This window comes from Thermoflexus sp. (assembly GCF_025055495.1).
Classification (GTDB): domain Bacteria; phylum Chloroflexota; class Anaerolineae; order Thermoflexales; family Thermoflexaceae; genus Thermoflexus.
The window spans coordinates 1-5,667 of the sequence record NZ_JANWXB010000299.1 but is presented as its reverse complement, the minus strand read 5'-3'; the positions used below and the strand labels follow the sequence as shown (position 1 = coordinate 5,667).

Annotated in this window: 4 protein-coding genes; 3 read left to right on the top strand and 1 reads right to left on the bottom strand. The window is 64.6% G+C overall.

Annotated elements, in window-relative coordinates; all coding sequences use genetic code 11:
• The 3 genes from NZM16_RS09470 to NZM16_RS09460 form a co-directional block, all read left to right on the top strand.
• Positions 1–1,188, top strand: a 1,188-nt coding sequence (locus NZM16_RS09470) for an ammonium transporter (protein ID WP_295480125.1), incomplete at its 5' end; no start/stop codon positions are given.
• Between the two features lie 101 nt (positions 1,189–1,289).
• Positions 1,290–2,402, top strand: a complete 1,113-nt coding sequence (locus tag NZM16_RS09465) for a hypothetical protein (protein WP_295480123.1) — start codon at positions 1,290–1,292, stop codon at positions 2,400–2,402.
• 67 nt (positions 2,403–2,469) lie between these two features.
• Positions 2,470–3,765, top strand: coding sequence for a flotillin family protein (locus NZM16_RS09460; RefSeq protein WP_295480121.1), 1,296 nt, complete (start codon positions 2,470–2,472; stop codon positions 3,763–3,765).
• Positions 3,766–3,930: 165 nt separating this feature from the next.
• Here NZM16_RS09460 and NZM16_RS09455 read toward each other — a convergent pair.
• Positions 3,931–5,667: C25 family cysteine peptidase (locus tag NZM16_RS09455; protein ID WP_295480119.1), on the bottom strand; the 1,737-nt coding region annotated here is incomplete at its 5' end.

Here is a 5,667-nt window from a genome sequence, read left to right as displayed (position 1 = left end):
AATGTGGTGGCCGTGCTGACCAAGAACCTCATGGATGTTCTGATCGGGGGGCTGGCCTTCTGGGCCTTCGGCTTCGCTTTGATGTTCGGCGGATCCGGGCTGGCACCGGGCCTGGAGCACGGCACCCCCTGGATCGGCCTCTCCGGTTTCTTCCTAAGCGGGTCGGCCTACGACGATCAGACCGCGATGCTCTGGTTCTTCCAGATGGTCTTCGCCGCCACAGCGGCCACCATCGTCTCCGGAGCCATGGCAGAGCGGACCAAGACCACTGCCTACCTGGCTTATAGCTTCCTCGTCTCCGCGCTGATCTACCCCATCTACGGCCACTGGGTGTGGGGAGGAGGCTGGCTGGGGAATCTCTCCGCGTATCTGCCGTTCCTCGGGGAGGGAGTCGGGGCCAAGGACTTCGCGGGATCCGGGGTCGTCCACGCGGTCGGTGGCTTCGTCGCGCTGGTCGGCGCGGCGATGGTCGGCCCTCGCATCGGCAAATTCAACCGGGATGGCACTCCCAACATAATCCCGGGCCACAGCCTGACCCTGGTGGCCCTGGGAACATTCATCCTGTTCTTCGGCTGGTTCGGATTCAATCCAGGGTCCACTTTGGCCGCTACCGATCCGCGGATCGCGATGATCGCGGTGAACACCTTCCTGGCGGGAGCAGCGGGCGCGGTGGTGGCCATCTACTACGGCTTTTTCCGGACCGGCCGGCTGGACCTGGCCATGGCCTGCAATGGGGCATTGGCCGGCCTGGTGGGGATCACCGCGCCGTGCGCCTATGTGGCGCCTTGGGCGGCAGTGGTCATCGGGGGGATCGCGGCGCTGGTCATGATCGGCGGGGCCGCTTTCGTGGAGCGGGTTCTGAAAGTGGACGATGTGGTTGGCGCCTCGGCGGTGCATGGATTCGCTGGGCTGTGGGGATTGCTGGCCGTGGGTCTTTTCGCGGACGGCACCTATGGCGGCGTGGCCGGCCTGATCGCAGGGGCATGGGCCCAGTTGGTGGCCCAGGTGATCAGCATCGTGGTGGTTACCGCGTGGTCGCTGGGGACCGGTTTCCTGGTGTTCTGGGTGATCCGGCAAACCATCGGCCTGCGGGTGAGCGCTGAGGAAGAACGCATCGGGCTGGATCTGACGGAGCACGGGGCGGAAGCCTATCCCAGCGGCCGACGGCTTCAGCTTGAAATTCCATAATCGATCGGCTTGGGCGATCCGGGTTCAACATCCCTCACTCTCTTCTCCCTGCGCCGTCAATGTTTTGGAGCGCAGGGAGAAACCAGATCAGGAGGTGGCCGATGTTTGCGCTGGAACTGATAAGCGGTCTGATCGGTTTCGGGTTCTTCCTGCTCCTCTGGGTCATCTTGCCGCATCGCCTCCATCGCCCTCAGCATCAGGTCGTTTCCGCTGATGGCGTGGCCGTTGAGGAGACTACAGGGACGATCGCCGGGGAACCGCCTTCCCGCCCTCTCCATCCACTGAAGCGTGTGGGCGTTTCGTTGCGCTTGCGGCCCATGGCCTCCCGTGAACATGGGAATGGAGCATGGGGCATGCTGGAGGGCGAGTGGAACGGCCGGGAGATCGCCCTTCCAGTGGGGATGGAGCGGGTTCGTTTGAATGGGACGTTCCAGGAGCGCTATGTCGCCATTGTGGGCGGATTGCGTTGTCAGCATACTGCGCCATACGGCCTGAAGGAGATGGTGGAGGAAGCCTTGGAAGGGCTGGCCTACGCCGGGGAGCTTCCCGTTTACGGCTTTTGCTGCTCAATCCCCACAGGCCTGCGCATGGCGCCCGTGTATCGGTTCCACGAATGGCAGGTGGTGGAGCCGGAAGGGCCGATCCTGTCCGCCAGGGAGCTGGGCGTATTGCGGCATCGCCTGGCGGATCTCTGGGGATGCCCAACGGAGGCGGTGAGGATCTATCGCCTCTCCCAAGCCATGTCCTGGGTCCCGCCCGTGGCGGTGCTGGCCGACTTCAAGGGCCTCCTGTGGCTCCCGGTCTTTTCCGAAGGAGGATCTCTGATCTGCCCCCATGGCCTGGAGGAGCACAGGCTCAGTGTGACCTCCAACGCCATGTGGGAGGCTCTCCTCGCCGGATTGGATTCGTGGATCTGTGAGGGATGCCGGATCGACGTGACAGAGCCCCTCGTTCGTGAGATCCGCGGGTTTGCCCACGAGAGCCCTTATCAGTTGCGGGGATTCATCGCTCAGAACGGACGGCTACAGCCGATGACTTGGCCGATCTATCTCCATCGGGGGCAGTGGTTCGTCATGCTGGATGGGGACGGCGAGTGGGCTCGGGGGGTTCTGGCGTCGGATCGGGAAAGCCTGCGAAAGCTGATGGGATGCCTGTTAGTTCAAGAGGGATGCTTGAGGGATCCTATGGCGTTGCGGGTCATGCCGAAGCCATGAGGAGCTTATGAGGCGAGCGGCTGTGCTGTCCGCCTTATAGACTCATTCCCACGATCAGGAGGAACCGATGCTGGGTCTAAGTCTGTTGATCGGTCTGCTGATCCTTGCCGGTCTGATTGCGCTCTGGGCCTGGCGGTATACGAAGGCGGGGCCCAATGAAGTGCTGATTATCTCCGGCCGCAAACGGAAGGTGATCGACCCGGACGGCCGCAAGCGGGTGGTCGGCTATCGGCTGGTGCGGGGTGGCACCTTCGTCTGGCCGATCCTGGAGCGGGTGCAGCGGCTCTCCCTGGAGTTGCTCACCATCGAGATCCAGACCGCGGACGCTTACACCGCCCAGGGCGTGCGGATGATCGTGGATGCGGTGGCCCAAGTGAAGGTGAAGGGAGATGAAGCCTCGATTGCTGTCGCCGCCGAGCAGTTCCTGTCTCGCTCGAAGGATGACATCCGGCGAGTAGCGCTGCAGGTGATCGAGGGCCATCTACGGGCCGTCCTGGGCACCATGAATGTGGAAGATCTCTATCTCCGACGGGCGGAGTTCGCCCGACAGGTTCGGGAGGCCGCCCGCCAAGACCTGGAGCGGATGGGCCTGGATATCCTTTCTTTAACGGTGCGTCATATTGCGGATGAGCAGGGCTATCTGGAGGCCATCGGCCGGCCGCGGATCGCCCAGGTCCGTCAGCAGGCGGCGATCGCTGAGGCGGAGGCGGATCGCGTCGCCCGGATTGTCCGTCTGGAGGCGGATCGAGCGGTGGAGGAGGCGCGCCGGGAGCTGGAGGCCCGCCGGGCGGAGGCCGACCTCACATATGAGCTCCACCGGCATCGAGTGGCTCAGGCGGTCAAGCGGGAGGAGATGGCCGTCCGCCGCGTGGAGAAGGAGCTGGCCATCGAAATCGAGGAGAAAGAGATCGAGCGCAAGCAGCGGGAGCTCGCCGCCACCGTCGAGTTGCCGGCGGAGGCGGAGAAGCGCCGGATCCTGTCGCTGGCCGACGCGGAGCGCTACCGGCTGGAAGCGGAGGCGATGGGCCGTGCGGAGCACATCCGGGCGACCGGGCGGGCGGAGGCCGAGGCCATGCGCGCCAAGGCGGCGGCGTGGCGGGAATACAACGAGGCGGCGCTCACCCAGATGGTGGTGGACATCCTGCCGGAGCTGGCGAAGGCCTTGGCGGAACCCCTCTCCCGCACGGAGCGGATCATCCTGATCGGGGATGGGCATGGCGCGGGGATCAGCCGCTTCACCGGGGATATGGCCCAGGCCCTGGCTCAGCTTCCGGTGGTGATCGAGACCCTTACGGGCGTCCGCCTGTCTTCGGTGCTGGCTCGCACGCCTGTCACATCCTCACCCGAAGAAGTCGCCGATTGAAACCGGCCTTGGCTTGCTGTTCGGGGACTTCCTGGCTTTCAAACCTCTCATTCAGGACTGAGGGCGGATGGGGGCCATCTTCGGCAGCCTCATCCGCCTTCTTTTGAAGATCGGCCTATCGCTCTATTCGGTAGAACTCATCCGTGCGGTTGCCGATGTGCAGATCTATCGGAGGATGAGCGGCAGATAGATCCGGGAACTCCAGGGGAGAATCGTCCGGTCGATGCGCGTCGCCGGATCTCCCAGCAGGACAAATGTGTCCAGCAAGTCCAGATGCCGGCCGCTCTGGAGTAGCTGGAGCTTCCCCTGCATTGTCGCTTCACCGATGGTGAAAACGTGATCTTCGAAGATTGCCTGGAATAAGCCCTGGCTGAGCTGATCGTGGCCACGCGCGATCCCCAAACCGGTGGAGCCCCAGGTCGCCACCGCGCCTCCCCTCTGCAGCAGGAGCGCTTCGTCCAGCGTGGGCTCCGGCCGGTGGAAGGATCCCGTAAAACAGGTCATCCCCAGCACGATGGGAAGGCGTCGGTCGTTCCTCGGGGACGGCAAATCCTCCAGATGGAGGAATCGTTCTAAGGCCCACTGTTGCCATGAAGCGTGGCCCGCGAACTGGACGATCAGCGCTCCATTCTCCCACTCGCTGAACAGCCGCCGCCGGATGTTCCCGGCATCCTCCTCCGGGCAATCGCTGCTCATCGGCGAAGTGCCGGCGCAGTAGAGGCGGATCGGCGTATAGGACGCAGTAAGGAAGGAGGCCGATGCCTCGGAGAGAACGTGGAAATCCCCCGCGCTGTCTGCATCGTCGGCGACCAGGATCACCCGCGCGTTCCATCCCCCCGGGAAGGGACTGCCCTCATAGGCGAGGAGCTTCGTCACCACCCGAGCTGTCTCGTCAAGGGTTCGGGCAGGGATGCGGCCGATGATGAGATCGGGAACGTTATCCTCGCCGTCCACGGCGACGTAGCGATTGTCGGCTGCCGTTTCCCCACCCTTTGGGTCTACGTCTGCCAGATAGGGAGGGATATACGTCGGCGGGGAGCTGGCACGGTAGCGCTTGGGATCGAAGGTGCCATCGCCGACCAACAGGACGTAGAGCGGGCGGGGGTTCCAGCGGACGTAGAGGTCGCGGATGAACCGGCGGATGGCCTCCGGATCCATCCGGCCGTCCCCGTAGGCGTCGTAGATCCCGAGGACGTTCGCCACGGCCACCCGCATGCCCTGGCTTTCCCGCAGAACGCGGAGCGCGCTCAGCGCCCCGGCGAGATCCGGATGGGTGATGATCACTATGTCCGCTCCGGACGGCGCCTCCGGGCTCAGGAACAACGGCGCCGCCGGGCGGATCCGCAGAGGCACGCGGAGGGCATGGAGGGGGGCGAGGGCGTAGCGGCGCCCGCCCGCGTCCGCCGGATCTGTCAGGGTGATCCGGCCTCCCTGCACGGAGGCGTCGACCAGTTGGACGGGACGCATAGGATCCGTGATGTCGAGGGCAATATAGGGGCCAGAGCTGCTCACGGGCAGTTCATAGCGATGGGGCGTTCCCTCCCCCTCAAACATGAGGAAGTCCGCCTCCGGGGCCTCGGAGCGAGCGTAGCGGATCTCGAAGGCGTCCAGCCATCCGCCCTCGGTGTTCAAGGGCTGGAGGGAGAGCGCGTTGGTTCCCCCCTGAAGAATGCCTTTGGAAATGGGGAAGGTGGCCGTGATCGCTGTTTTTCCGCTCCACGTGGCCTCCCCGATGGGGACACCGTTCACCCGGACGGCCCAGCGATGGGGCGTGTTTGTGTACCCGATCAGCCAGAGGGTAAGGAGCGCCGGTTGATCAGGGCGGACGTTCGCGAGAGAGAACGGGTAGGTGATCGGCTCCCTGGCAGGGCCAGTCTGGGCGCTCCAGGCCCAGCGATCGCC